General features: G+C 73.5%; 25 protein-coding genes, 2 tRNA genes and 1 pseudogene. 16 read left to right on the forward strand and 12 right to left on the reverse strand.

The window, feature by feature from the left end:
• Positions 1–19: 19 nt before the first annotated feature.
• Entirely contained in the window at positions 20–1,603 is a 1,584-nt protein-coding gene (locus ACS04_RS03275; RefSeq protein ID WP_048474940.1) for a beta-N-acetylhexosaminidase, read from the reverse strand.
• Between the two features lie 51 nt (positions 1,604–1,654).
• Between ACS04_RS03275 and ACS04_RS03280 the strand changes: the two genes are divergently transcribed.
• The 3 genes from ACS04_RS03280 (at position 1,655) to glmS (ending at position 4,851) form a co-directional block, all read left to right on the forward strand.
• On the forward strand, positions 1,655–2,560 hold the full coding sequence (locus tag ACS04_RS03280) for a DUF4429 domain-containing protein (RefSeq protein ID WP_048474941.1): 906 nt from the start codon (positions 1,655–1,657) through the stop codon (positions 2,558–2,560).
• 120 nt (positions 2,561–2,680) lie between these two features.
• Positions 2,681–2,956, forward strand: a complete 276-nt coding sequence (locus tag ACS04_RS03285; RefSeq protein WP_030008735.1) for a hypothetical protein — start codon at positions 2,681–2,683, stop codon at positions 2,954–2,956.
• Positions 2,957–3,033: 77 nt separating this feature from the next.
• Positions 3,034–4,851 carry a glutamine--fructose-6-phosphate transaminase (isomerizing) gene (gene glmS / locus ACS04_RS03290; RefSeq protein WP_048474942.1) on the forward strand — a complete coding sequence of 606 codons (1,818 nt, stop codon included), beginning with the start codon at positions 3,034–3,036 and terminating at the stop codon, positions 4,849–4,851.
• Between the two features lie 113 nt (positions 4,852–4,964).
• Here the strand turns inward: glmS and ACS04_RS03295 are convergent, their stop codons facing one another.
• Both ACS04_RS03295 and ACS04_RS03300 read right to left on the reverse strand, forming a co-directional pair.
• Positions 4,965–5,534: a GPR1/FUN34/YaaH family transporter gene (locus ACS04_RS03295; RefSeq protein WP_048474943.1), complete on the reverse strand. Its 570-nt coding sequence runs from the start codon at positions 5,532–5,534 to the stop codon at positions 4,965–4,967.
• A 99-nt stretch (positions 5,535–5,633) separates the two neighbouring features.
• The gene (locus ACS04_RS03300) at positions 5,634–6,164 is read right to left on the reverse strand and encodes a universal stress protein (RefSeq protein WP_048474944.1); all 531 of its coding nucleotides are present in this window, start codon (positions 6,162–6,164) and stop codon (positions 5,634–5,636) included.
• A 517-nt stretch (positions 6,165–6,681) separates the two neighbouring features.
• Between ACS04_RS03300 and ACS04_RS03305 the strand changes: the two genes are divergently transcribed.
• The 4 genes from ACS04_RS03305 (at position 6,682) to ACS04_RS03320 (ending at position 9,423) form a co-directional block, all read left to right on the forward strand.
• Positions 6,682–7,002 (forward strand): hypothetical protein, encoded by a 321-nt coding sequence (locus ACS04_RS03305; RefSeq protein WP_048474945.1) that lies wholly within the window; start codon positions 6,682–6,684, stop codon positions 7,000–7,002.
• Between the two features lie 374 nt (positions 7,003–7,376).
• Entirely contained in the window at positions 7,377–8,549 is a 1,173-nt protein-coding gene (locus ACS04_RS03310) for a helix-turn-helix domain-containing protein (protein ID WP_048474946.1), read from the forward strand.
• 92 nt (positions 8,550–8,641) lie between these two features.
• Positions 8,642–9,244: an oligoribonuclease gene (orn, locus tag ACS04_RS03315; protein ID WP_048474947.1), complete on the forward strand. Its 603-nt coding sequence runs from the start codon at positions 8,642–8,644 to the stop codon at positions 9,242–9,244.
• 106 nt (positions 9,245–9,350) lie between these two features.
• Positions 9,351–9,423, forward strand: a tRNA-His gene (locus ACS04_RS03320).
• A gap of 53 nt (positions 9,424–9,476) precedes the next feature.
• Here the strand turns inward: ACS04_RS03320 and ACS04_RS03325 are convergent.
• Both ACS04_RS03325 and ACS04_RS03330 read right to left on the reverse strand, forming a co-directional pair.
• A complete protein-coding gene (locus ACS04_RS03325) occupies positions 9,477–9,914 on the reverse strand; it encodes a cytidine/deoxycytidylate deaminase family protein (RefSeq protein ID WP_048474948.1) in 438 nt (145 codons plus the stop codon).
• A gap of 24 nt (positions 9,915–9,938) precedes the next feature.
• Complete coding sequence (locus ACS04_RS03330) at positions 9,939–10,802, reverse strand: NAD(P)H-binding protein (protein WP_048474949.1); 864 nt, start codon at positions 10,800–10,802, stop codon at positions 9,939–9,941.
• Between the two features lie 118 nt (positions 10,803–10,920).
• Between ACS04_RS03330 and ACS04_RS03335 the strand changes: the two genes are divergently transcribed.
• A complete protein-coding gene (locus ACS04_RS03335) occupies positions 10,921–11,427 on the forward strand; it encodes a MarR family winged helix-turn-helix transcriptional regulator (protein ID WP_048474950.1) in 507 nt (168 codons plus the stop codon).
• Between the two features lie 89 nt (positions 11,428–11,516).
• Here ACS04_RS03335 and ACS04_RS03340 read toward each other — a convergent pair whose 3' ends face one another.
• The 3 genes from ACS04_RS03340 to ACS04_RS03350 all read right to left on the reverse strand — a co-directional run bounded on the left by ACS04_RS03340 (position 11,517) and on the right by ACS04_RS03350 (position 14,351).
• On the reverse strand, positions 11,517–12,197 hold the full coding sequence (locus tag ACS04_RS03340) for an NADPH-dependent F420 reductase (RefSeq protein ID WP_048474970.1): 681 nt from the start codon (positions 12,195–12,197) through the stop codon (positions 11,517–11,519).
• An 82-nt stretch (positions 12,198–12,279) separates the two neighbouring features.
• The gene (locus ACS04_RS03345) at positions 12,280–13,665 is read right to left on the reverse strand and encodes a sensor histidine kinase (protein WP_048474951.1); all 1,386 of its coding nucleotides are present in this window, start codon (positions 13,663–13,665) and stop codon (positions 12,280–12,282) included.
• Positions 13,662–14,351 (reverse strand): response regulator transcription factor, encoded by a 690-nt coding sequence (locus ACS04_RS03350; protein WP_078864390.1) that lies wholly within the window; start codon positions 14,349–14,351, stop codon positions 13,662–13,664. Before ACS04_RS03350 ends, ACS04_RS03345 begins: the two co-directional genes overlap by 4 nt.
• Before the next feature lie 79 nt (positions 14,352–14,430).
• Between ACS04_RS03350 and ACS04_RS03355 the strand changes: the two genes are divergently transcribed.
• Positions 14,431–14,976 carry a hypothetical protein gene (locus tag ACS04_RS03355; protein ID WP_048474953.1) on the forward strand — a complete coding sequence of 182 codons (546 nt, stop codon included), beginning with the start codon at positions 14,431–14,433 and terminating at the stop codon, positions 14,974–14,976.
• Positions 14,977–14,988: 12 nt separating this feature from the next.
• Here ACS04_RS03355 and ACS04_RS03360 read toward each other — a convergent pair whose 3' ends face one another.
• Positions 14,989–15,891, reverse strand: a complete 903-nt coding sequence (locus ACS04_RS03360; protein ID WP_107438518.1) for a spermidine synthase — start codon at positions 15,889–15,891, stop codon at positions 14,989–14,991.
• Between the two features lie 30 nt (positions 15,892–15,921).
• Positions 15,922–16,374 (reverse strand): hypothetical protein, encoded by a 453-nt coding sequence (locus ACS04_RS03365; protein WP_209441602.1) that lies wholly within the window; start codon positions 16,372–16,374, stop codon positions 15,922–15,924.
• A gap of 274 nt (positions 16,375–16,648) precedes the next feature.
• Between ACS04_RS03365 and ACS04_RS03370 the strand changes: the two genes are divergently transcribed.
• Positions 16,649–17,944, forward strand: a complete 1,296-nt coding sequence (locus ACS04_RS03370) for an NsdA family TPR-like regulatory protein (RefSeq protein ID WP_048474954.1) — start codon at positions 16,649–16,651, stop codon at positions 17,942–17,944.
• A gap of 25 nt (positions 17,945–17,969) precedes the next feature.
• Here the strand turns inward: ACS04_RS03370 and ACS04_RS03375 are convergent, their stop codons facing one another.
• Positions 17,970–18,566: a histidine phosphatase family protein gene (locus ACS04_RS03375; RefSeq protein WP_048474955.1), complete on the reverse strand. Its 597-nt coding sequence runs from the start codon at positions 18,564–18,566 to the stop codon at positions 17,970–17,972.
• Between the two features lie 212 nt (positions 18,567–18,778).
• On the opposite strand from ACS04_RS03375, the gene ACS04_RS03380 reads away from it, so the two are divergent.
• From ACS04_RS03380 to ACS04_RS03405, 6 genes and pseudogenes are all read left to right on the forward strand, one after another.
• The gene (locus tag ACS04_RS03380) at positions 18,779–19,924 is read left to right on the forward strand and encodes a hypothetical protein (protein WP_245236262.1); all 1,146 of its coding nucleotides are present in this window, start codon (positions 18,779–18,781) and stop codon (positions 19,922–19,924) included.
• A complete protein-coding gene (locus ACS04_RS03385) occupies positions 19,912–21,477 on the forward strand; it encodes a hypothetical protein (RefSeq protein WP_048474957.1) in 1,566 nt (521 codons plus the stop codon). Before ACS04_RS03380 ends, ACS04_RS03385 begins: the two co-directional genes overlap by 13 nt.
• On the forward strand, positions 21,474–22,820 hold the full coding sequence (locus ACS04_RS03390) for an AAA domain-containing protein (RefSeq protein ID WP_048474958.1): 1,347 nt from the start codon (positions 21,474–21,476) through the stop codon (positions 22,818–22,820). Before ACS04_RS03385 ends, ACS04_RS03390 begins: the two co-directional genes overlap by 4 nt.
• Positions 22,821–22,942: 122 nt before the next feature.
• On the forward strand, positions 22,943–23,293 hold the full coding sequence (locus ACS04_RS03395) for a hypothetical protein (protein ID WP_048474959.1): 351 nt from the start codon (positions 22,943–22,945) through the stop codon (positions 23,291–23,293).
• 133 nt (positions 23,294–23,426) lie between these two features.
• A pseudogene (locus ACS04_RS03400) lies at positions 23,427–24,060 on the forward strand (bifunctional DNA primase/polymerase).
• Positions 24,051–24,124 (forward strand) — tRNA-Lys (locus ACS04_RS03405). The pseudogene ACS04_RS03400 and the gene ACS04_RS03405 overlap by 10 nt, the downstream one beginning before the upstream one ends.
• Before the next feature lie 64 nt (positions 24,125–24,188).
• Here ACS04_RS03405 and ACS04_RS03410 read toward each other — a convergent pair.
• Positions 24,189–25,382, reverse strand: coding sequence for a M6 family metalloprotease domain-containing protein (locus ACS04_RS03410; protein WP_398022732.1), 1,194 nt, complete (start codon positions 25,380–25,382; stop codon positions 24,189–24,191).
• Positions 25,383–25,635: the final 253 nt, after the last annotated feature.

Below are 25,635 nucleotides of genomic sequence, written 5' to 3' on the forward strand. Positions count from 1 at the left end.
GCACCCGCCTCCCCTCGGCTCAGGTCCAGGGGACGTCCGGCGCCCGGTAGTACGCGATGTGCTGGGCGTCCAGCCGCGGGCCATGCGCCGCGACCCGCCGGCCGTACTCGGCCCAGTCGCGCGGGCCGCGGCTCCAGCCCAGCTCCGCCAGGCCCAGCACCCGCGGGAACGCCATGAGCTCCAGGTCGGCGCGGTTCGCGATCGTCTCCGTCCACAGCGGCGCCTCGACGCCGAGGACCGCGGACTCCGGGACCCCGGCCGCGGCCAGGTGGGTCCCCGGGTCCCAGTCGTAGGCCCTGCGCACCGGGACGAAGCCCGCCCAGGCCAGCCCCGGCCCGGTCGCCGCGTCGTACTTCATGTCCAGGTACAGCCGGTCCGCGGGCGACAGGACCAGCGGGTGGCCCGCCTTCGCCGCCGCGGCCACCGCCGCCTTCTCGCTCGCCGCGGTCTTGTCGTGGCCCCAGTACTGGAGCACCGCCCCCGGCGCCGGGCGGGCCGTCGCCAGCTGGTGCCAGGCCACCACCGTCTTGCCGTGGCGCGCGACGACCCGCTGGGCTCGGTCCATGAACGCCGCGTAGTCCGCGGCGGGCGTCGAGTGCGCCTCGTCGCCGCCGATGTGCAGGTAGCGGCCCGGGGTCAGCTCGGCCAGCTCGCCGAGCACGTCGTCGACGAACTCGTACGTCCGCTCCGACGCGACGCACAGCGAGCTGAAGCCGACCTTGGTCCCGGTGTAGCGCTCGCGCGCCTTCCCGTCGCAGTTCAGCTCCGGGTAGGAGGCCTGGGCCGCGTTCACGTGCCCCGGCATGTCGATCTCCGGGACCACGTCGACGTACCGCTCGCCCGCGTACGCCACCAGGTCCCGGTACTGGTCCTTCGTCCAGTACCCGCCGGGACCGCCGCCGACCTCGCTGCCGCCGCCGTACTCCGCCAGCCGCGGCCAGGAGTCGATGGCGATCCGCCAGCCCTGGTCGTCGGTCAGGTGCAGGTGCAGCGTGTTGACCTTGTACCGGGCGAGCTGGTCCACGTACCGCTTGACCTGCTCGGCCGTGAAGTGGTGGCGGGCGATGTCCAGCATGGCCCCCCGGTACGCGAACCGCGGCGCGTCGGTGATCTCGCCGCCGGGCACCGTGCCCGGCCCGGTCACCGGCAGCAGCTGGCTCAGCGTCTGGCCCGCGTGGAAGAGCCCCGCCGGGGTCCGGGCGCTCAGCGTGACCCCGCCCGGACCGGCCTCCAGCCGGTAGCCCTCGGCGCCGGTCCCCCCGGCCCCCTCGTCGAGCCGCAGCCGAATCCCGTCGCCGGCGGCTCCGTCGACGACCGGCAGCGGGAGTCCGCTGGAGGCCCGGAGCTGCTCCGCGAGGAGCTCACCGACCCGCCGGACCTCCTCGCCCCCGCCCGGGCCGGTACGGATGACGGTGCCCGGGCCCACCGCGTACCCGGGGCCCGCGGCGCGGGCCGAGGCGGGCGCCGGCAGGAGCTGTGCGTACGGGGCGAGGGCGGCCGGCCGGCCGTCCCCGGGTCTGGCGTCGGCGGCGGGGGACGAGGCGCAGGAGACGGCCGCGCCGAGGGCGAGGAGTGTGCCGAGCGTGCGTCGCAGGACTCTCATAGGTCAGGTATAGGCCGACTGGCGCGCCGGGGCCGGTGCGAGAATCGGCGGATGGCGGAAATCATCCAGAAGGACGGCACATGGACCTTCGACGGGGACGCGGTGCGGATCGTGCCCGGCCGCGACAAGGGGGTGGGGCTGCTGCGCCAGACGCTGGGCGAGGTGGTGGTCCCGCTGCGCGCGCTCGCCGGGATCAGCCACGAACCGGGCCGCAGGGCGGGCCGGTTGAGGCTGAGGCTGCGTGACGGCGCCGACCCGCTGCTCCAGGTGACGGGCGGGCGGCTGCCGGAGGCTTCCGATCCGTACCGGCTGACGGTGGACGCGGACCGCACCGGGGTGGCGGAGTACTTCGTGGACGAGGTCCGGAGCGCGCTGCTGCTCGACCAGGTGGACCCCGGCCCGGCGGACGCGTACCTGCTGCCGGGTCCGGCCGTGCCGATCTCGGTGGCCGCCGGGGACGGGACGGTGGCCTTCGACGGGGACCGGGTGGCGCTGGACTGGAACTGGACGACGGAGGAGGCCAAGAGCTCCGGCGGGCCGCGCGAGTTCCGGGTCGGGGACCTGCGCGCGGTGGAGTGGTCCCCCTCGAAGGGCCTGGAGAACGGGTGGATCCGGTTCACCCTGGCGGGTGCCCCGGCGGCTCCCGCGCCCAAGTACGACCCGCACACGGTGGAGCTGTTCGGCTTCAAGAAGGACCCGCTGATGGCGCTGGTCGCGGCGGCCGTGGCGGTACGGATGCCCCACCCCCGGGCCGCCGCGGCGGCGGCCGAGCCCGCCCCGGCCCTGTCCAAGGCGCCGGTGCCGGAGCTGGCGGCCTCGGCCGCGGAGCCGGTCGCCCCGGAGGACCACGACGCGTTGCTGCGCCGGCTGCGCGAGCTCGGGGACCTGCACCAGGGCGGCATCCTCACGGCCGAGGAGTTCGCCGCGGCCAAGCAGGCCGTTTTGCGCCGTTTCTGACCCCTACATCCGGCTTTCACTGACCGGATTCACGCCTTCCACTGGTCTGGACCAAGGGGATCCTGCCCGATTGCGGGCAGGATCTTTGCGTTCCCGGCCGGGGCCAGTCAGTATCTACGGGTGCTCGACCGCCGCCCGTCTCATGACGATCTCGTCGACCACCTGGTGCGCAGCACCGCGCTGCAGCGCGGTGAGGCCGCCCGGGTGGTGCTCGACGTACTCGCGTACTTCGACGAGACGACCGAGGAATTCGTGCGCCGCCGCCACCGTGAGCTCCAGTCCGGCGGGGCGGTCAACGCGGAGATCTTCGAACGGATCGCGGCCGAGCTGCCGCACCGCGCCGTGGCGCCGCCGGAGCTCTCGCTCCGGCAGCTGCGCCGCATCGTCTACGGCTGAGCGACAGGGCCGGCGGACGGCCAGGCGCGGCGACAACTGCGGCAAGGGCAGACGAACTTCAGGAGGGGCAAGACCTTATGTGCGGAATCGTGGGTTACATCGGCAAGCGTGACGTGGCACCGCTGCTGCTGGAAGGCCTGCAGCGGCTCGAGTACCGCGGATACGACTCCGCGGGCATCGTCGTCAACAGCCCCAAGTCCCCCGCGCTCAAGGTCGTCAAGGCCAAGGGCCGGGTCCGCGAGCTGGAGTCCCGCGTGCCCAAGCGCTTCGCGGGCACCACCGGCATCGCGCACACCCGCTGGGCCACCCACGGCGCGCCGAGCGACATCAACTCGCACCCGCACCTGGACCCCGAGAACAAGGTCGCGGTCGTCCACAACGGCATCGTCGACAACGCCGGCGAGCTCCGCGCCAAGCTGGAGGCCGAGGGCGTCGTCTTCGTCTCGGAGACCGACACCGAGGTCATCGTCCACCTCGTCGCCCGCTCCAAGGCCGACACCCTGGAGGAGAAGGTCCGCGAGGCCGTCAAGGCGATCGAGGGCACGTACGGCATCGCCGTCATGCACGCCGACTTCGCCGACCGCATCGTCGTGGCCCGCAACGGCTCGCCCGTCATCCTCGGCATCGGCGAGAAGGAGATGCTCGTCGCCTCCGACGTCGCCGCGCTGATCGCCCACACCCGCCAGGTCGTGACCCTGAACGACGGCGAGATGGCCACCCTCAAGGCCGACGACTTCCGCACCTACACGACCAGCGGTACGAAGACCACCGCCACCCCGGAGACCGTGGAGTGGGAGGCCGCCTCCTACGACATGGGCGGCCACGACACGTACATGCACAAGGAGATCTCCGAGCAGCCCGACGCGGTCGACCGCGTGCTGCGCGGCCGGATCGACGACCGCTTCAACACCGTGCACCTGGGCGGCCTGAACCTGGACCCGCGCGAGGCGCGCGGCATCCGCCGGGTCAAGATTCTGGGCTGCGGCACCTCGTACCACGCGGGCATGATCGGCGCGGGCCTCATCGAGAGCATGGCCCGCATCCCCGCGGACGCCGAGCCGGCCTCGGAGTTCCGCTACCGCAACCCGGTCGTGGACCCCGACACCCTCTACATCGCCGTCTCCCAGTCCGGTGAGACGTACGACGTGCTGGCCGCGGTGCAGGAGCTCAAGCGCAAGGGCGCCCGCGTCCTCGGCGTCGTCAACGTGGTGGGCTCCGCGATCGCCCGCGAGGCCGACGGCGGCGTGTACGTGCACGCCGGCCCCGAGGTCTGCGTCGTCTCCACCAAGTGCTTCACCAACACGGTCGTGGCCTTCGCGCTGCTCGCCGTGCACCTGGGCCGGATCCGGGACCTGTCGGTCACCGACGGCAAGCGGATCATCGAGGGCCTGCGCAAGCTGCCCGCGCAGATCCAGGAGATCCTCGAAGGCGAAGAGGACATCAAGAAGCTGGCGGCCGAGTACGCCGAGGCCAAGTCGATGATGTTCATCGGCCGGGTCCGCGGCTACCCGGTGGCCCTGGAGGCCTCCCTCAAGCTCAAGGAGATCTCCTACATCCACGCCGAGGCCTACCCGGCCTCCGAGCTCAAGCACGGCCCGCTCGCGCTCATCGAGCCGGCGATGCCGACGGTCGCGATCGTCCCGGACGACGACCTGCTGGAGAAGAACCGCGCGGCGCTGGAGGAGATCAAGGCCCGCAGCGGCCGGATCCTCGCGGTCGCCCACCGCGAGCAGGAGAAGGCCGACCACACGATCCTCGTGCCCAAGAACGAGGACGAGCTGGACCCGATCCTGATGGGCATCCCGCTCCAGCTGCTGGCGTACCACACCGCCCTGGCCCTGGGCCGGGACATCGACAAGCCGCGCAACCTGGCGAAGTCCGTCACGGTCGAGTAGTCGCACCTGCCGACCGGCCACGCGGATCGGCCCCCGGGGGATTCCCCCCGGGGGCCGATCCCGTACGCCGGCCTGCGCACCTCGCCTGCCGTACGTCCGCCTCCGTACGGTCCTCAGCTCGCGGCGACCGCGCCACGGCCGGAGGACTTGCCCAGTGCGACGGGCCAGTGGGCCAGCGCCGCGGTGGCGCCGTACCAGAACATCAGCCCGGCGAGCGCGGCCACCCAGCCGGCGACCTTGGCGACGGGGCCGCTGCCGGCGAAGGAGCCGACCGCGAGGAGCAGCAGGGAGAGGGTGAGCAGGGCGTACGCGCCCTGGCCGAACAGTCCGCTCGCGGCGCTCAAGGTGAGGGTCAGCGCGAGCAGGGCGAAGAGGACCAGGAACAGTCCGGCCGCGTGTGCCGAAACCTTTCCGTCCGCCCCCGATGCCCAGGTGAACCAGAAGGCGCCGAGGCCCGCGAACGCCGTCCCGTTGAAGCCGTTTCCGCCGCGGAATTCGAGGACTCCGAGGACGAACAGGGCGATACCGCCGACGTAGGTCGCGAGTGACACGGAGTTGGCGACGGACACTCCGCTGACGATCGCGGTGTGGCCGATACCGAATGCGAGAAGGGTGAGACCCAGGGCTATGTGCCCGAGGGTCGAAGTCGAGGCCGTGCTTCCCGCAGAGACACCATTGTCCACGGCGGGCTCCCTTCGATCTGCAGTTGTTTGCTGCGTCCCAGCAGCACTTATCTACCCTTTACATGGGGGTTCACAACCGCACGAGCGACGTACAGCCGGTTACGGAATGACAACAACCGGTCGCTGCGCGCGCTTGGCCAGCCGGCCCGCCACGGATCCGAAGATCCGGCCGACGATCCCGTGCGTGGAGCCGACCACGATGGCGTCCGCCGAGTACTCCCGGCCGACCTCCTCCAGCTCGTGGCAGATGTCCCCGCCCCGCTCCACCAGGATCCACGGCACCTCGGAGAGGTAGTCCGCGCAGGCGAGCTCCAGTCCCAGCACCTCGGTGCGGTGGTCCGGTACGTCCACGAAGACGGGCGGCTCGCAGCCGGCCCACACGGTGGTGGGCAGCCGGTTGGCCACGTGCACGATGATCAGGCCGGAGCCGGACCGGCGGGCCATGCCGATCGCGTACGCGAGGGCGCGCTCACTGGACGTGGAGCCGTCGAAGCCCACCACCACCCCGTGCCGGAAGGCCGGGTCGCAGGGGTGACGTGTCTGTTCCACCGCGCGCAGGTCGCTCGACGCGTGGTCGGCGAGGGGCTTGCGCTTGCGGTCCGCGGGTTCGGGGAATTCGTGACCGGCCATGGGTGTCTCGGCGGAGAGGTCCTCGGGGGAAGGGACAAGGCGACGGGGCGGCGAATGGGCGGAAGCGACGATTGAAAAAACGACGACTCTGGGTGACGGAGCTCTGTCCGGGAAGCATCTTCCCAAGCCCTTACCCACCAGGGTACGGCGACACTCCTGTCCTGCACAGGGCTTGCCGCCCTTGGAGAGCGTCCCAGGGAGCATGCCGGAGACAGGGCTCCTTGGCAATGGCCGCTGTCCCCTACAGCCAGTGACGAGTTGCCGCGCCCGCCCCTCGCGTGCCACCCGTGCGCGCAGTGACCGAGCCGCGCCGCGCGCCGTTGGACAGACGTCCGACCGCCCAGGAAGAGCCCGCAGGGAGCACGCCGTGCCCGGCCATCCGGTTCACCCCGTCCAGCCCGCTCAGCCGACCCACTCCGCCCACTCCGCCCACTCCCCCCGGACCTCCCGGCCCTCCGGGTCCGGGCGGCAGGCCGGCGCGACAACGCATTTCACGCCCGCCCCCGTTCACTCGTCCGTGCGCTCGGCGAGACGCCCCCAGGACGACCCGGCGGGTGACGTGGTGCGCTGGGCCGCCTTCAGCTGCCTGCTCGTGCCCGTGGTGCTCGTCGTGTACGGGACCTCCTTCGGCGGGGCCGCCGTCGCCACCCTCGGGCTGGTCGCGGTCACGGCGGCGTGCCGGGCGATGCTGCGCTACTCGGAGAAGGCGCAGCGGGCCGCCCTGGTCCTCGCCGAGGACCGGGTGCCGCCGGGCCGGCGTCGCCGGCGTTCGCGCGCCGGCAGCGGGTCCGGGGGCCGCGGCTGCCACACGTCCGGTGGAATCTCCCCAGAGGACTGACTGATTCGCACACCCACACCCGCATGTTTTCAGCCAACTTCCCGGAACCATGCCGGTCTTGCCGGAATGCCCCCTCAACCCCCCTACCACCAGCGACGACGGCACCGAGGGGGCTCCGAGACCCTACGGGTACTGGCCATGGCCGGAGGGCGCGCTTCCCACTCCGGTAGCGGAGTGGAAGGCTTCCTGATCGAATGCTTTTCGCCAAGTTGCCAAGTCGACATAGCGCTGCGTGCTGAACTTGTCACGCCGACACCACGGGACGCAGTAGATTCGATCATGTATTTACGGCGGGGGATCCACGTGCAAGGCCGAGGGGAAACGTGCAGGTGCGACCAGACCAAGGAGTCGCGACACCCAAGGGGGGCTTAGCCATGAGCCAGGATTCCACCGCCGTCGTCGCGGACGCCGGCAGGAAGCTCGCGGGGCGTCGCCGCAGGGAGATCGTCGCTGTGCTGCTGTTCAGCGGCGGCCCGATCTTCGAGAGCTCCATTCCACTTTCCGTGTTCGGCATCGACCGGCAGGACGCGGGAGTTCCACGCTATCGACTGCTCGTCTGCGCCGGTGAGGACGGTCCGCTGCGGACCACCGGCGGACTCGAGCTCACCGCGCCGTACGGGTTGGAGGCGATCGCCCGGGCAGGCACGGTCGTCGTTCCCGCCTGGCGCTCGATCACTTCACCGCCGCCTCCGGAGGCGCTCGACGCACTGCGTCTGGCGCACGAGGAGGGCGCCCGGATCGTCGGACTGTGCACGGGGGCCTTCGTGCTCGCCGCCGCCGGTCTGCTGGACGGCCGGCCCGCGACGACGCACTGGATGTACGCGCCGACGCTGGCCAAGCGGTACCCGTCCGTCCATGTCGATCCGCGCGAGCTGTTCGTCGACGACGGCGACGTGCTGACGTCCGCGGGCACCGCGGCCGGAATCGACCTGTGCCTGCACATCGTGCGCACGGACCACGGCAGCGAGGCGGCCGGGGCACTGGCCCGCCGGCTCGTCGTCCCGCCGCGCCGCACGGGCGGCCAGGAGCGCTATCTCGACCGGTCGCTGCCGGAGGAGATCGGCGCCGACCCGCTGGCCGAGGTCGTCGCCTGGGCCCTGGAGCACCTCCACGAGCAGTTCGACGTGGAGACGCTCGCGGCCCGCGCCTACATGAGCCGGCGCACCTTCGACCGGCGGTTCCGTTCGCTGACCGGCAGCGCGCCGCTGCAGTGGCTGATCACCCAGCGGGTACTCCAGGCCCAGCGGCTGCTGGAGACCTCCGACTACTCGGTCGACGAGGTCGCCGGGCGCTGCGGGTTCCGCTCGCCGGTCGCCCTGCGCGGGCACTTCCGGCGCCAGCTGGGGTCCTCCCCGGCCGCCTACCGCTCGGCCTACCGGGCGCGCCGGCCGCAGGCCGACGTGTCGCAGGTCACCGAGATGCCGGGCGGTCCGCTGCCGCACCAGCGCACCGCGCAGCCCCAGCGGGCGGCGGCGGCCCTGGCCGCGGCCGGCCCGACGGTCACGGAGCTGTACGCCCCCAACCGGGTGCTGCGCGAGCACGCGTAACTCCCGCCACGGGCACTGCCTGAGGAAGGTCCCCCGCATCGGTCACCACCGAAGCGGGGGACCTTCCGCGTAATCCGCATAAGCTGGGCCGCATGAACGATCGCATGGTGTGGATCGACTGCGAGATGACCGGGCTCTCGTTGACGGACGACGCACTTATCGAGGTGGCCGCACTGGTCACCGACTCGGAGCTCAACGTGCTCGGCGAAGGCGTGGACCTCGTGATCCGCCCGCCGGACGCGGCCCTGGAGACCATGCCCGACGTGGTGCGCGAGATGCACACCGCCTCCGGACTGCTCGACGAGCTGGCCGACGGGATCACCCTCGCCGACGCGGAGGCGCAGGTCCTCGCGTACGTACGGGAACACGTGAAGGAGCCGCGCAAGGCGCCCCTCTGCGGGAACTCGGTCGGCACCGACCGCGGATTCCTGCTGCGCGACATGCCCGCGCTGGAGAGCCACCTCCACTACCGGATCGTGGACGTGTCCTCGGTCAAGGAGCTGGCGCGCCGCTGGTACCCGCGGGCGTACTTCAACAGCCCGCCGAAGAACGGCAACCACCGGGCGCTCGCGGACATCAGGGAGTCCATCGCCGAGCTCCGGTACTACCGGGAGGCCGTCTTCGTCCCGCAGCCCGGGCCCGACTCGGACACCGCCCGGGCGATCGCCGCCAAGCACACCCTGTCCGCCGAATAGGACCCGGCGGAAGCCTCCGGAGACGGGACGGGGAAAAGGGGGGCGCGAGCACCCTCCCGGACCCTGTACCCTTTTCTTCGGCCGGTCGGTTTTCCGACCGGACATGGTGGGTGTAGCTCAGCTGGTAGAGCACCTGGTTGTGGTCCAGGTGGCCGCGGGTTCAAGTCCCGTCACTCACCCTGCGAGAGGGCCCCGGTACGCGAAAGCGGCCGGGGCCCTCTGCGTTGTGCTGTCAGTCCGTTCCGGGTGGCCCGGTTTCCTCGGTGTCGAGCTGGTGGTCGGCCCATATGTAGCTTTCGGGCAGCAGATCGGTGATGGACACGGTCCGGAGCCGCTCGCCCGCCCCGACGATGACGTGCAGTGCCGGGAAGTAGTCGAGAAGGACCTGCCGGCACCGTCCGCAGGGGGGAACGACCCCGCGGTCGCGGTCGCCCACGGCGACGATCGTGTCCAGCTCGTGGATGCCCTGGGCGGCTGCCGTGCCGAGGAGCACCAGCTCCGCGCAGGGGCCGCCGGTGAAGTGGTAGGCGTTCATCGCGGTGACGATCCGGCCGTCCCGGGCACGGGCGGCGGCCGCCATGGTGTGGTTGTCGCCGCGGCTGCGCGTGCGTGCGACGTGGGCCGCGGCCTCGATGAGCTCGTGGTCGACGGGTGGGCTCTGCGCGGTCATCTTTCTTTCGCTTTCGTGAGGTGGCTACGGGGCGGCGCGGACGTCGCCGGACACCGCCTGGGCTCCCTGGGACCGGAACGCCTCCGCGTGGTCCCGGCACCAGGTTTCGAAGGTGCGGGCCGGATGGCCGGTGAGCTGCTCGACGGCGTCGGTGGTCTCGACCGGGAGCCCGTCGCTCGCGGCCCAGTAGTCGAGGAGCGCGTCGGCGTAGGCGCCGGACATGTACGCGCCGACCTCGGCCTTCCACTGCTCGGCGGTGACGGCCTCGAACGGTATGGGGGACCCCAGAACCCGCCCGAGTATCGCGAGTTGGGTCGCGAACGTCAGCGAGTGCGGACCCGTCAGATGGTACGCGCGGCCTCCGAGGGCCGGGTCGGTGAGGACGGCGAACGCGGCCTCGGCGAGGTCGGCCTCATGGACCGGGTCGCAGTGGGCTCCCGGATGGGGCAGGTGGACCGGGCGGCCGGACTTCAGCGACCAGGCCCAGCCGAGGGCATTGCTCGCGAAGGATCCGGGGCGCAGCAGGGTGGTGTGCAGCGGGGAGGCCAGCAGGGCCTCCTCGACGGCGAGGTGGGAGGCGGCCAGCGGGTTCTCGGCGGCGCCGGGGGCGAGCACCGAGGAGGAGGACAGGAGCACGACATGCTCGACTCCGGCGGTGACGGCCTCCTTGACGAAGGCGTCGACGGCGGAGGCCTCGGCGTAGAGGAAGACGGACCGGACTCCGGCCAGGGCGCCGGGGAAGGTCGCGGGATCCCCGAGATCGCAGCGGACGGTTTCGGGTGTATCCGGCTCGCGGGAGGCGAGGCGGTGGGGCACGCCGCGGGCGGCGAGCAGGGAGACGAGGCCGCGGGCGACGGCGCCGCGGGCACCGGTGACGAGGATCGACATGACGGGTCCTGCTCCCTGTCCGTGCGGACGGTGTCCGCGCTAGGATGAGTACGCGGCACAGATTCTGCATCACAAATACTCTGCGCCACACAGATAAATTTCAGGCATGGAGAAGCCGATGTCAACCGATTCCCCTCGTTCGAGTGACCCCGCCCGTGATGAGTGGAGCCGCGCCGAGCTGCTCGCGCGCATCGTCACCGAGAGCCAGCGCCACTACGCCGACTACTCGCTCTTCAACCAGGCGATGGCCGACCACGTCGGCCTGCACCCCACCGACATGCAGTGCGTCGGGCTCCTCGGCATGGAGCCCGGCCCCGTCAGCACCGGTGAGATCGCCCGCCTCACCGGCCTGACCTCCGGCTCCGCCACCCGCCTCGTCGACCGTCTGGTCAAAGCCGGCATCGTCGAGCGGCTCGCCGACCCCCACGACCGCCGCCGCTCCCTCGTCGCCCTCGCCCCCGAGGCCCGCCGGCGCATCGGCGAGGCCTGGGACACCCCCGGCCGGGCCTTCGGCGCGGTCCTGGAGAGCTACTCCGACTCCGAACTCGCCGTCATCGCGGACTACCTGCACCGCGCCGCCGAGGTCGGCCGCGCCCAGGCCCGGCGCCTGAACTCCGGCGGCTGAGCCCCCTGCCCGGACAGACCGCGCAGGGGGCCCTCGGGCGCCCTCGCGGGGGCCCCGCGAGGGCCCCCGCAAAGACCTCCGCGAGGCCCTCAGTCGCCGGCCGCCGCCGTGGCGCCCTGGATGTGGAAGTTGAAGTCCGCGTGCCCGAGCGTCCCCATCAGCCGGAGCCAGATGGGCAGGAGCATCTCCGTACCGCGGGCCGACTCGATGCCCCCGAGGTCGAGCACGCTCGCCTCCGGCCAGCCGAAGGAGTACAGCAGTTCGCGCACGGACTTCTTGGCGTCGGCGTCCTCCCCCGACAGGAACACCGTGTGCTCGCCCGGCACCCGCGCCGGATCGACCATGACCCGGCAGTTCATCGTGTTCAGCGTCTTGACCACCCGCAGCCCCGGGAACGTCCGCTGGAGCAGTTCGCCCAGGCTGTCGTCGTCCACCGGATCGAGGGTGGGCGGGAACCCCCGCGAGAAGTCCAGCGGGTTGGCGATGTCGATCAGCACCTTGCCGTCCAGGTGCGCGGCGTCCGCCTCCGTCAGGGCGGCGACGCTGACCTGCCCGCCCGTGGCGTTGACCAGGACGTCGCCGTGCCGGGCGGCGTCGGCGAAGGGGGCGAGGGCGACCTGCGGGTGGGCCTCCTGCCATTCGGCGTACTCGGCACGGGCCAGGGTGGCCCCGGGATCCCGGGTGCCGATGACCACGTCGTGTCCGAGGGAGACGAGGCGGTCGGCCACCGTACGGCCGACGATGCCGGTGCCGAGGACTGCGTATCGCATGACCGGTTCCATTCCGTTGGGGGAAGGGAGGAGCGAAAGGGAGAATCCAACGACCAACGACCAACAACCCGTACGGTACGCGTCAGCCGCGCCGCTTGCGCCGGCTCACCCTGCGCGTCCGTACGCCGCCCGCCCCGCCCCGCGCCCGGTCGTCCAGGGCGATCCACACCCTGACCTCGGTGCCTCCGAGCATCGAACGCCCGATCCGCACGTCACCGCCCGTGGATTCCGCGACCCGGCGCACGATGTCCAGTCCGAGCCCCGTCGAGCCGTCCCGCCCGCCGTCGTTGCCGCGCCGCAGCGCCGCGTCCGGATCGGCGATCCCGGGACCCGCGTCCGAGACGAGCACGATGACCGCGTCCCCCGCGTCATGGACGTCCACCGCGAACGGCGTGCCCTCCGGCGTGTGCCGGAACACGTTGCCGAGCAGGGCGTCGAGGGCGGCCGCGAGCTCCGGCCGGGCGACCGGGAGCCGCACCGTCCGGTCCACGCCCGCGAGCCGCACCTCGCGTCCCTCGTCCTCCGCCAGCGCCGACCAGAAGGCCATCCGGTCGCGGATCACCTCCGAGGCGTCGCAGCCCGCCCCGGCGCCCGCCGCCCCGGACGCCGGGGCGCGCTGCTCACGGGCCGTACGGATGATCGTGTCGACCTCCCGCTCCAGCTGCTCCACCGCCGCCCGGGTCTGCTCCGCGGCCGGCCCGTCGCCGAGCGAGGCCGTGTTGAGCCGCAGCACCGTCAGCGGCGTCCGCAGCCGGTGCGAGAGGTCGGCGGCCAGCTCCCGCTCGTTGGCGAGGAGTTCCACCACCTGGTCCGCCATCGAGTTGAACGCGACAGCGGCCGAACGCAGTTCCTTCGGGCCGTCCTCCGGCACCCGCGCGCCCAGCCGGCCCTCCCCCAGCTGGTGCGCGGCGTCCGCGAGCCGCTCCGCGGGGCGCACCAGCCGGGCGCCGAGCCGGTCGGCGACCGCCACCGAGCCCACGATCAGTGCCAGGCCGACGCCCGCGAGGACCACCCAGGCCGTCGCGACGCCGTTGCTGACCTCGCTCTCCGGTACGAAGACCTCCACGACCGCTATGTCCCCCGACCCCAGGGCGGTCGGCTGGAGCAGCGCCGAGCCGCCCCCCGCCAGCCGGACCGTCATCGCCCGCCCCATCCGCCGGGTCTCCTCCACGGCGTGCGCCCCGGCCCGCGTGGTGCCGATCTCCACCGGGGCGCCGCCGCCGACCGGGGGCACGTGGACCGCCATCCGCCGGGCCGCGCCCATCTGCGTGGACTCCACGGCCTTGCTCAGCTGCCCGGGGTCGGTGGTGATGGAGAGGGTCGGCCCGATGGTCGCGGCCTGCCGCTCGGCGTTGGAGAAGGCGCGGTCGCTGGCCATCTCCTGGACGACGAGCCCGAGCGGTACGGCGAAGGCCACGACCACCATGGCCGTGACCGCCAGGCACACCTTGACCAGGGCCCATCTCACCGCGGCGGCTCCAGCTTGACGCCGACCCCCCGCAGGGTGTGCAGGTAGCGCGGCTGCGCGGCCGTTTCGCCCAGTTTGCGGCGCAGCCAAGACAGGTGCACGTCGATCGTCTGGTCGTCCCCGTACGACTGCTGCCAGACCTCGGCGAGCAGCTCGCGCCGGGCCACGACCACCCCGGGCCGCCCGGCGAGGAAGGCCAGCAGGTCGAACTCGCGCCGCGTGAGGTCCAGTACGGCCCCGTCCAGCTCGGCCTGCCGCCGCAGCGGGTCGATGGCCAGGCCGCCCACCCGCAGCACGCGCGAGGGCGGTTCGGCCCCGGCGGCCGCGCGGGCGCGGCGCAGCACGGCGGACATCCGGGCGGAGAGGTGCTCGACGGAGAAGGGCTTGGTCAGGTAGTCGTCGGCGCCGTCGTTGAGGAGCCGGACGATCTCCGCCTCGTCGTCGCGCGCGGTGGCGATGATCACCGGTACGTCGGTGATGCCGCGCAGCATCTTCAGCGCCTCCGACCCGTCGAGGTCGGGCAGGCCGAGGTCGAGGATGACCACGTCGAACCGGTGGTGGGCGACCTCGCGCAGTGCCTCCAGGGCCGTGCCGACGCTGCGCACGGTGTGCGAGGCCTCGGTCAGGTGCCGGATCAGCGCCGAACGTACGAACTGGTCGTCCTCGACCACGAGCACACTTGCCATGGCCCGCACCGTAGTCCATTCGGGGGACCCCGCGGGGTGTCGGACCACCTCCGGGGCGGGTGGTGCAGTATGTGCCCTGATGCACCGAGGACTTGTTCACGCACTCGCCTGGACGCTGGCGACCGGGGCGGCGGTGACGCTGTCCTGGTGGGGCGTGCACACGGTCATGTCCGGAACGGCCTACGATCCGCCGCTCGCGGTACCGCTGACCACGCAGCCGCTCTCCTCCTCGACGCACCGCGCGGCGGCTCCCCCGCCCGGACCGGCCACGGACGCGCCGTCCCCGTCCGCGGCCTCCCCCTCGGCTTCGCCCTCGCCCTCGGCCTCCGCCGCGAAGCCCCCGCCGAAGGCGGCCCCGCCGAGCCCGAGCCCGGACGGGCAGCAGGGCGGCGGCGGGGATACGGGCCGGGTGAAGGCCTATCCGGTCACGGGTGGCCGGGTGGTCTTCGACCTCGGCGCGTCCTCGGCCGAGCTGGTCTCGGCGACGCCGGACGCCGGGTGGCAGATGCAGGTGTGGAAGCAGCCGTACTGGATCCGGGTCACCTTCACGAAGGCGGGCCGGGAGATGTCGGTGTTCTGCACCTGGAACGGCCACCCGCCGATGGTGGAGACGTACGAGGGCTGAATAGGCCGTGTCTCAGCGGAAGACCGACGGCGGGGGCTCCGGCGAGGCCACCGCCGAGGCGTCCGCGACCGGGGCCGCGCCGCCCGCGAAGTCGGCGAGGGCCCGGCCGTGCTCGACCCGGCCGGGATGGGGATCGCTCGCGACCCGGCGGGTGAACTCGGCGACCGGCAGCTCCCGGTCGGCGGCCACCAGCACCGCGTTGCCGAACCGTTTCCCCCGCCAGACCACGGGATCGGCGGCCAGAGCCAGGTGCTCGAAGCGCGAGGCGGCCGTCGCGATCTGGCCCTTCAGGTGCGCGAGCGGCGGCCCGTCGGCGAGGTTGGCCACGTACCACCCGCCGGGCGCCAGCGCCCGCCGTACGTCGTCCAGGAACTCGGCGCTCGTCAGGTGCGCCGGGGTGCGGGCGCCGCTGAACACGTCCGCGATCACCAGGTCGGCCCAGCCGCCCGGGACCTTGGCCAGGCCCGCCCGCGCGTCCACCGCCCGGACCCGGACCCGCGCCTGCGGGTCCAGCGGCAGGTGTTTCCGTACGAAGGCCACCAGCGCGGCGTCGATCTCCACGACCTGCTGGGTCGAGCGGGGCCGGGCGGCGGCCGTGTACCGCGCGAGGGTGAAGGCGCCACCGCCCAGGTGCACCACGTTCAGGGGCTGCCGGGCGGGGGCGACGAGGTCGATGAGGTGGCCGATCCGCCGCTGGTACGCGAAGTCCAGGTGCCCGGGGTCGCCCAGGTCCACGTGCGACTGCGGGGCTCCGTCGATGAGCAGCGTCCAGGCCTGCGCGCGCTCCCGGTCGGGAGCGAGCTCGGCGGTGCCGCCGTCCACCTGCCCGACGACCACCCCGGGGCCCGCGCCGCCGCTCCCGCTCGCGCGCCCGCGCTGCCTGCCGCCGCCGCTGCCTTTGCCCTTGCCTGCCACCACCCCATTGTCGCCGGTCGGCGGCAGGCGTCAGCGACAGTTGTCCGCCGCTTCGATCAGGCGGGCGGCCTCGCCGAGCGCGGCGCGCAGCACGTCCGGGTCGGTGACCGGACCGACGGCTTCCGGGGGGAGCAGCCAGCCGGTGTCGCCGGCGGCGGGCGAGACGTCGTCGAAGCGCATGCCCCGCCCGTTGGTCTGGGTGCACGCGCTGCCCGGCATGTCCCAGGCGTCGGCGGTGCCGGGCGGGACGAGGAAGCCGAGGGTGTCGCCGGAGCCGTCGTGCAGCACCGGGCCGACCCCGCCGGCCAGGCTGGCGGCGCGGCGGATGATGTCCACGGCCTCCAGGCCCTGCCGGGTGGGGACGGTCACGAGGTCGGGCGCCTCGGCCGTCCCGACCGCCAACGCAACCGCCACGGCAGTCGCGGCCGGGACGGGGGTCGCGCCCGAAGACACGGGCGCGGTGTTCGTTCCAGTGCTCTCCATGCCGCCCTCCACCAAGGGAACCCCTCCTCGATCGCGTACGAGCGGGGCGCGAGTCACCTCACACCCCGCCCGGGCTCAACGCGCGAAAACGTCAACGGGTGCGGTGGCAAGACGCTGCAAAGGATGGCAGTTCATGGCGGATCGCGGGTGAGATATCCCTTTTGTAGCCAAACACCGCGTCAGCCGTCCGTCCCTGGCGGTACGTTCATGCGCGCCGGGACCTGCCCCATCCCGCGGAACCGGCGGTGCGTCCCTTGCCAGAGAGGCCACGTCCATGGCGGCGTTCCCCCACTCACCCAATCAGACGTTCCGGCGACTGCGCGGCCGCAACTCCCCCGCCGAGTTCGCCGCCATGGTGCGTCGCGCCGCGAAGGAGATCGGAGAAACGGTTTCCTGCGACGCCCGCTACATCGGGCGGGTCGAATCCGGCGAGATCCGCTGCCCCAACTACGCGTACGAGCGTGTCTTCCTGCACATGTTCCCCGGCCGGACCCTGGCCGACCTGGGCTTCTCCCCGCGCGAGGCGGTCCGCGGCCGGTCCGCGCAGCGCTCCGCCCCTTTCACCCACAAGGAGAGCGACGTGCTGCGTCGCGCGTTCATGGCGGGCGGCTCCGCGACCGTGGCGGCCGCGACGCTCGGCTTCACCCTCCTCGGCGACGCCCGCCGGGCGCCCTCACGGGCCGGGGAGTCCGAGGCCGCCGCGGTCGAGGAGGCCGTACGCCAGATCCGGCTGCTGGACGACCGGCACGGGGCCGACGCCCTGTACCGCAAGGCCGCCGAGCCCCTGCGCACCGCGTACGCGCTGCTGGACGCGGGGGCCACCCGGCAGTCCACCGAGGACCGGCTGCACGCGGGCGCCGGCGAACTGGCCATCTCCGTGGGCTGGCTGGCGCACGACTCCGGCCGTTTCGACGACGCCCGCTCGCACTACGCGGAGGCCCTCGCCACGGCCCGGGTCGCGGGGGACGCGGGCCTGGAGGCCCACGCCTTCAGCAACATGGCCTTCCTGGCGCGGGACTGCGGGCGGCCGCGGGAGTCCGTACGGGCGGCCCAGGCGGGCCGGCGCGCCGCACGCTCCCTCGGTTCCCCGCGGCTGCTGTCACTGCTCGCCCTGCGCGAGGCGGGCGGCTGGGCGGGGCTGGCCGACCGCAAGGCGTGCGAGGAGGCGCTGGCCCGGGCGCACACGGAGTTCTCGCGGGGCGCGGCGGCCGCCGACCCGGAGTGGATGTCCTTCTTCGGCGAGGCCGAACTGGAGTCCCTGGAGTCGCGGTGCTGGGCGGCCCTCGGCGAGCACGCCCGTGCGGCCCGGCACGCCCGCCGCGCGGCGGACCTCCAGGATCCGCACTTCGCCCGCAACGTCGCCCTTTACACGGCCGAGCTGGCCGACGACCTGGCCCGAGCGGGCGCCCCCGACGAGGCGGCCTGGGCGGGGGGCCGGGTGTTGGACCTGCTCACCGAGGTCCAGTCCACCCGGATCCAGTCGATGCTCGCGGGCACGGCCCGCGCCCTGGTCCCGCACCAGCGCAGCCCCCGCGTGGCCGCGTTCCTGGCCCGCCACGCGGCGGTCTGACGGCCCGGCTTCGCCCCCCTGAGCCTCAGAGGTCCAGGTGGCCGGTGTCGTTCCAGCGCTCCAGGGCGGGGGCCCCGTACGCCCAGCCCAGGACCGACAGGGAGGTGGGCTCCAGGCGGATGCGGGCGCCGAAGGAGGCCTCAAGGCCGAGCCAGCGGGCGGCCAGGGTGCGCAGGATGTGCCCGTGCGCGAAGACGAGCACGTCGCGCTCCGCCGAACGGGCCCAGGAGACGACCTCGTCGGCGCGGGCGGCGACGTCGGCCACGGACTCGCCGCCCGGCACCCCGTCGCGCCAGATCAGCCAGCCCGGACGGACCGCCTGGATCTCGGCCGGGGTCATGCCCTCGTAGTCGCCGTAGTCCCACTCCATCAGCGCGTTCCACGGGTCCGCCTGGGCGCCGAAGCCCGCCAGGTCGCAGCTCTCGCTCGCGCGGACCAGCGGGCTCGTGCGGACCTCCACGCCGGGCAGGCCGTTCCAGGGGGCGCGGGCGAGGCGCTCGCCGAGCAGCTTCGCGCCGCGCCTGCCCTCCTCCAGCATGGGCACGTCGGTGCGTCCGGTGTGCTTGCCGAGCTGGGACCACGCCGTCTGGCCGTGCCGGGCCAGGAGGATGCGGGGGGCCATGGAAACTCTCCCGGTAAGTAGTGTTTCGTACGACTTTGAGCGATTGCGTCGTCCATTCATCATCCATCACATGAACACCAGGCACCCCACCCCCTCGCACAAGCTTCCTGACGGTCCGGCGGAAGGCGGTCCGGCGGTCCGGCGGCGAGCCCCGAGAGCCGTTTTCCGGGGTACCGCCCCGATTGTCAGTGGCGGATGGGACACTTCCGCCCGTGAGCTCCTACCCGCCCAGCGGCCCGCCTCCGACGACGACACTGCGGCAGCGGCTCGCTGACCTGCGCGGCCCCGCCGTGCCGCCCCGCCCGCTCGACGCCCGCGCGTTGGCGGCGCTCGCCGCCAACCCCGGATGCGGCAGACGGGCCCTCCTCGACGGCGCCGGCGTGGACAAGACCGCGCTGGCCTCGGCCCTCGGCTCGCCCTCCGCCTTCGGCCAGTCGCAGTTCGCCATCGTCCGCGGGAACGCCTTCGAGGCCAGGGTCAAGGGCGACGGCGGCGCCGAGCTCCTGCGGCTCGTGCACGAGCACCTCGGCGCCGGATCCGAGCCGCCCGGCCCGGGCGCGCACGTCCCCGATCTGACGGCCGCCGGCCCCGAGGGCCGCGCCGCGCGCACCGCGCTCGCCCTGCGCGAGGCGACGGCCGCCGCGGCCGCGGACGGTACGTGGACCCTGCTGGACCACCCGATGCTGGCCCTGGAGGTGGCGGGCTCCCCCGCCTACCTGGAACCCGACGCCGTCGTGGTGCACCCCGACGGCCGCTGGACCGTCGTGGAGATCAAATCGTTCCCGATGATCGACGGGGCCGCCGACGCCGCGAAGGTGGGCGCCGCCGCGCGCCAAGCCGCCGTGTACGTCCTGGCCCTGGAGAAGACCGCCGGGAAGCTGGCCTCCGCGGTCGTCGGGCACACGGTGCTGCTCGTCTGCCCGAAGGACTTCTCGAACCTGCCCGCCGCCTCGCCCGTCGACGTCCGCCGCGAGCGGGCCGTGACCCTGCGCCAGCTGGAGCGGCTGACCCGGGTCGAGGAGCTGGCCGCGGCGCTGCCCGAGGGGCTCAGCTTCGACCCGGCGCGCCCCGCCGAGGAGCTGACCGAGGCGGTCGCGGCGGTCTCCGCCGCCTACGCCCCCGAGTGCCTGGCCGCCTGCGAGCTGGCCTTCCACTGCCGGGAACGGGCCCGCGCCGCCGACGCGGTGACCGCACTGGGCCGTTCCGTACGGGGGGAGCTCGGCACGCTCACCACCGTCGAGGAGGCCCTCGCGGCCGCCGCCGGCTCCGGCGGGACCGAAGACCCGACGGCGGCCTCGCTGCACCGTGCCGCCCGGCTGCGCGCCGAGGCCCTGGAGGCGGCCGCATGTCCCTGCTGAACACCCTCGCGCGCCTGGAGGCCGTCCGGGCGGGCCGGGCCCGGCCGCTGGCGACCGTACGGCACCGGCACCTGAGCGAGCGCCCGCTGGTCCTCGTACCCCTGACCACGGCGGGCGAGGCCGGGGCCCCGCTCGGCGCGCTGGTCGGCACGGATCCCGCGCGACCGCGGCTGCTGGTGGTCCCGCAGCCGCGCGACCGGGACCTGCGCTGGGCGTTCCTCGCCGACCTGGCCGACGAGGTCCTGCCGTACGTGGAGGGGTACGCGGACGACGTCGAGCGGGTGGAGCGCACCGAGACCGACCCGGAGACCGGCGCCAAGAGCAAGGTCGAGGCCGAGCTGTGCCTGGACGCGCCGCAGCTGATCGTGCCGAGCCGGGCCGGCATCGAGTACGTACGGCTGCTGGGGCGGTCGATGCGGTTCCGGCGGACGGCCGAGGAGGATCCGGAGAATCCGTATCCGGCGCCCTCCCGGGTGCCGCTGCTCGGCCGCTGGTTCACGCACCTCGGCGAGCGCTCCCGGGTCCCCGGGGCCTCGATGCTGCTGTCGGCGACGGAGCTGCTCGGCCGCCACTGGGCCACCGGCCAGAGCAATCTGGAGGACCAGCACCTGGGTGCGCTGCTGTCGTGGATAGTCCCGCCGGAGGGGGAATCGGGCGCGGAGGCGGCCCTGCGGGCCGAGCTGGGCCGCGACCGGGACGGGCAGCTGCTGGTGCCGCCCGCCGGACCCGCCACCGATCCGGCCTTCGACAACAAGCTGCTGGCGCCGGCGATGTCCCGCTACGACGCGGCGCGCTCCGGGGACGATCCGCGGGCCGTGGCCCGCGCGGAGGCCGCCGTCCGCGAGCTCGTCGCGGAGCAGATGAGGCCCGCCTGGCGGGCGGTGTGGCAGTCGCTGGAGCTGCTGCGCACGCTGCCGCCCGGGGAGCGGGCCGAGGAGCGCTGGACCCGCGACCGCTGGTCGTACACCGGTCACCGCGACCGGGTCCGGGCGGGCGAGCCGCCGCAGCCGCGCCGCGACGACGCGGTGACGGCGGCGCAGAAGCTGGCGACGCGCGAGACCGAGCAGGTGCGGCTCGACGCCCAGGAGGCGCTGGACGATCCGCTGGTGATGGCGGGCCGGCGACTGTCGGGCGAGGCCTTCGCGGGCGAGGTCACCGAGATCGTGATGGGGTGGACGGAGTCGAAGCGGCCGAGTCCGCGCCCGCTGGTGACCGTCGCCACGGAGGACCGTCCGCAGCTCGCGGAGGGCGGCGGCAAGGTGTTCCGCTCGCTGGAGGGCCGCCCGCAGGCGGCGCAGTTCGTCCGCTTCGAGGAGGACAGGCGGCTGATCGTGCTGCGGCTGCTGGACAAGATGGGGCGTGGCAGGGAGCCGGAGCCGGGCTCGGTTCCGGAGAAGGGCGACCGGGTCTGCTGGACGCTGTTCGAGCACGACGCGCGCGGCGGCCCGAAGCTGCCGGACCCGGAGAAGACCCCGTGGACGCACGGCGGCCCGCCGGGGTCCCGGGCCGCCGCTCCCCTGCCCGACACCGTGACGGACGAGGACATCCTGTGAGCACCGCATCCCGGCAGCGGTTCGACCCGGGGGCCGCGGCCGCCGAGGCGACCGCAGCCATCCTGCGCGACACCCTGCACGGCAGCGAGCGCGGCGTGGTCGTCGACTCCCCGCCCGGGGCCGGCAAGTCCACCCTCGTGGTGCGGGCCGCCCGCGAGCTGGCCGCGGCCGGGCGCCGGCTGATGGTGGTCGCGCAGACCAACGCGCAGGTCGACGACCTGGTGCTGCGGCTCGCCGACAAGGACCCGGAGCTGAGGGTCGGCCGGCTGCACAGCAGCGACGGCGACGCGTACGACCCGGCGCTGCGCGAGCTGCCCTCGGTCACCCTCTCGGCCAAACCGAAGGACCTCGCGGAGCTGCCGATCACCATCTCGACGGCGGCGAAGTGGGCGTACGTGAAGGACGCCGAGCCCTGGGAGCACGCCATCGTCGACGAGGCGTACCAGATGCGCTCGGACGCGCTGCTGGCCGTGGCCGGGCTGTTCGACCGGGCCCTGTTCGTGGGGGACCCGGGCCAGCTGGACCCGTTCAGCGTGGTCGGCGCCGAGCAGTGGGCCGGGCTGTCGTACGACCCTTCGGCGAGCGCCGTCAGCACCCTGCTGGCGCACAACCCGCAGCTGCCGCAGCACCGGCTGCCGGTGTCCTGGCGGCTGCCGGCGTCGGCCGCGCCGCTGGTCTCGCGGGCGTTCTACCCGTACACGCAGTTCCGCAGCGGTACGGGCCCGGGCGACCGGCGGCTGTCGTACGGGGTGGCCGGCGACGGCTCCGGCCCCGACCGGGTGCTGGACGAGGCCGCCGAGTCGGGCTGGGGGCTGCTGGAGCTGCCCGCGCGGCACACGCCGCGGACCGACCCCGAGGCCGTACGGGCGGTGGCGCTGGTGGTCCGGCGGGCGCTGGACCGGGGGGCGGTGACGGTGGACGAGCAGTCCGAGGCGCCCACCGCGCTGACGGCCGACCGGATCGCGGTCGGCACGGCGCACCGGGACCAGGCGGCGGCGGTCCGCGCCGCCCTGGCGGACCTGGGGGTCGACGGGGTGACGGTGGACACCGCGAACCGGCTCCAGGGGCGGGAGTACGACCTCACGGTGGTGCTGCACCCGCTCTCGGGCCGCCCCGACGCCACGGCGTTCCACCTGGAGACGGGCCGTCTGTGCGTCCTGGCCTCGCGGCACCGGCACGCCTGCGTGGTGGTGGCCCGGGCGGGGATAGCGGAGCTGCTGGACGACCACCCGTCCACGGAACCCGTCCAGTTGGGCGTGACGGTGAAGTTCCCGGACGGCTGGGAGGCCAACCACTGCGTCCTGGCCCATCTCGCGGAGCACCGGATCCCCTGGAAGCCATGACGGCACACCGCCGGGGGCGGTCGGCGGCCCCGCCCGGGCGGGCCCGGGGCGGCGCTCTTGCGCGGCGTTGGACAATGGAGGGTGGCCCGGAAGGTTCCAGAACGCGCACCAGGAGGACACGCATGGCAGAGCCCGAGCGGACGACCGAGCGGAAGCCGCGGCCCGCGCCGCTGCTGTTCGAGCCCTCGGAGGCCGCCACGGACCCGGAGCACTTCTTCGACCTGGAGTCGATCGAGGACCCGCGGGAGCTGCTGGCCCGCGCCACCGAGCTGACGCTCGCCTTCCGGGCGGCGCAGGAGCGGGCGGTGGAGTTCCAGGCGATGGCCGCCGCGCAGCTCGCCGATCCGCGCCGGTTCGACCGGCTGCCGCCGGCGGAGATCGCCGAGCGGGCGGACTGGACCGAGGACTACGCGCTGAAAATGATCGAGTTCGGCGAGTCCCTCCAGCGCGAAGCGGGCCCGGACGCGTCCTAGGAGGGGGTCGGACACCCGCGCGGGTGGCGCACCTGGCATATGCGGGGCGCAACATAGCCCATGATCCCCCGTCCTGTCCGGGTTTTGCGTAACTCCCGGAAACCGGACCGCTACGCCCGGTAGACCGGTCCGCATGACGACGCTGACGACGGCACCCGCCTACCCCGCCGACGCCCCCACCCCCGCCCCGCACGCACGCACCGCCACCCACGTCACCCACGTCACCCCTCAGGGCGCCGCTTGGCTCGCCTCCGCGTCGGCGTATCCGCACGGCACCCTCGCACGCTGGCAGGCCCGGGCCGGCTCCCCCGCCGTGCTGCCCTGCGGGACCGCCTTCGACGTCGTCAACGTCCCCCACGTCCTCGGCCGCCGCATGCTCGACCTGCTCTGGGCCGAGGGCCCCGGCTCCGGGCCCGTCGCCGTGCACCGCGGGCGGATGCTGCTGTTCGCCGCCACCGGGACCGCGCACCGCCTCCCCGCACTGCTGGCGTGGGTGGGGGACCCCCCGACGAAGTCGGGGGGAGAGTGCGGCAGCTCCGTGCCCGCGCCGCTGTGCCACGGCCACGGCGACGCCGTCACCGTGCCGCCGCTCGCCGCCACGCCCGGCCCCTCCCGGTGGGTCGTCGCCCCCGACACCCGCTCCCCCTGGCTGCCCGGACCCGAGGCACTCCTGTGGGCGTACCTGCGCGCCGCCCGAGCTGCGGATATCGATTTTTCCTTCCGGCCGTCTCCCTGCTAATGTCTTCCTCGTCAGCAAGCGCCGCTAGCTCAGTTGGTTAGAGCAGCTGACTCTTAATCAGCGGGTCCGGGGTTCGAGTCCCTGGCGGCGCACAGACGGAGGAAGGCCCCCACGCGAGTGGGGGTCTTCTTCGTGTTCCGGCACGGCGCCATCGCGCTATGTGGTGATCTTGACGGTGTACGCGCCCGACGGGGTCCGGTCCGCCACCTCGATCCTGATCCGCTCCCCGGGCACCGTGAACGTCTCCCCCACCTCCAGCGGCGCGTCCGCCAGCGGCGGGTACACCGAGCGGTCCCAGCACGCCTCCGAGGCGGGATGCCCGTCGAGCACCTCGATCGGTCCGCCGCCCGACGCCGCCTCGTTGCGGACCCGGTAGACCAGGACCCCCTCGGTACAGGTGTCCCCGTCGTTGCCGGCGGAGCCCCGCGCCTCGACCGCGATCGCGCTGCCCGGGCCCGTACGGATCACCGCGAGCCGGGTCCCGCCCGCGGCGCCCGGCGCCGGGGCCTGGCCCAGCGGGAGCAGGGTGTGCAGGGAGGAGCCGGACTGCACGCAGTCCACCTGGGAGGAGTCCAGCCAGCCCAGCTTCCACTTGTGCCAGGCGAACAGGTCCGGCGCCATCCCGAACTGGCTGCCCATGACGTCCCAGTCGCCGACGTAGGTGTCCCAGTCGCCCTTGCCGTCGCTCGGCCGGTGGTAGAGGTCGGGCAGGTCGAAGACGTGCCCGGTCTCGTGCGCGAGCACGTTGCGGTCCGGGGGGTGCCGTTCGAAGACGGTCACGATCCGGCGCAGGTCCGTCCCGTCCGCCCGGATCGGCCGGTCGAAGTTGACGACCTTCGTGGCGTCCGAGTCCACCCCGGGGGCGTCCGGGTCGGCGACGAAGTACACGACGTCGTACTGCGAGAAGTCCACCTCCGGGTCGGCGGCCGCCACCGCGTCCCGCAGGTACGCCGCCCGGTCCCGGGCCGCCCAGTCACGCTGTATCCCGTACGCCGTCGACGGCTTGGGCATCCGGATCCACTGCCGCTGCGGGTGCGGCTCCAGACGGAACCTCCCGTACGAGGCCCGCTCGAAGAAGTCGCTGGTCGCGGGGAAGTAGTCGCCCGTCAGCTGCTCGGTCGTCAAGGTGGTCCGGTGGTCGGGGAAGGAGAGGAAGACCATGACCGCGTGGAGGGTGCGCTCCGGCCTGGGGTAGGCCCGGTTCCAGGTGTCGAGGCCCAGGGAGTGGTGCGCCGAGGTGCGGGTCAGGGCGCAGGGCGCGGCTCCCGGAACGGCGACCGCGGGACCCGCGACGAGCGACATGGCGGCGAGCGCCGTCAGGGAGGTGAGCGCCGCCGCCGTACTCGTCATGCGGGAGCGTTCCACTCCCCCGGGTGTCTGCTGTCGCGGCACATCGACCTCCGGTGGTGGATTCGTACCATCTCGCACCACACTGAGGGGATTGTCTTACTAATGCCCTGTTCCGCTGCCCCACAAGAGTGAGCACTACGGCAAGCCGGTGACCCGGGGGGTTCACCCACATGCCTACAGAACGTCACGACCGATCACCGAAGATCAGTGGGGAACTTTCGCTGCTCAGAGCTGTGCAGAAACGATCGCCCGG

Source organism: Streptomyces roseus (genome assembly GCF_001044425.1).
GTDB classification, from domain to species: Bacteria; Actinomycetota; Actinomycetes; order Streptomycetales; family Streptomycetaceae; genus Streptomyces; species Streptomyces roseus.